This window comes from Dellaglioa sp. CoH-57-MRSF-19, assembly GCF_056781975.1.
Genome location: NZ_JBXAXW010000172.1, coordinates 1 through 367, shown reverse-complemented (window position 1 = coordinate 367; position 367 = coordinate 1). Strand labels below are relative to the sequence as shown.

Here is a 367-nt window from a genome sequence, read left to right as displayed (position 1 = left end):
AATCACGGGTAACCACGCGCCCTATCGCAATGGGCTGGCAGGTATCGGTGCCGCCTCCGTTCCACAGGGCTTGATTGGCTGGGTTGGAGCAGTATCCGAAAAAGCAGATGACGTTCTTTACCTTCCGATCACCGAGTGCGCAGGTAATAACACGCGTCCTCTGGGGTTTGCATTTCAGCTAGCTGGGTCTGGTAGCGCCACTGTCCAGTTCACGCTGCAAAATGCAGGTCTGGCTTGTGATCCAGACCCAGCCGTGCAGGCCGCTGTGAAATGGGTAGACGGGCCAACACCTATTACCCTCACCGGAAACGGGCCGATAGTTCAATCGGATATGCCGTTCTCCGCACTAAAGGTAACTTTCGCTTCG

At 55.9% G+C, this 367-nt stretch carries 1 protein-coding gene; it reads left to right on the top strand.

Features of this window, described 5'->3' with window-relative positions; all coding sequences use genetic code 11:
• Nucleotides 1-70: 70 nt before the first annotated feature.
• On the top strand, nt 71-367 hold a 297-nt coding region (locus AC1RO3_RS08825; protein ID WP_481764051.1), incomplete at its 3' end, for a hypothetical protein.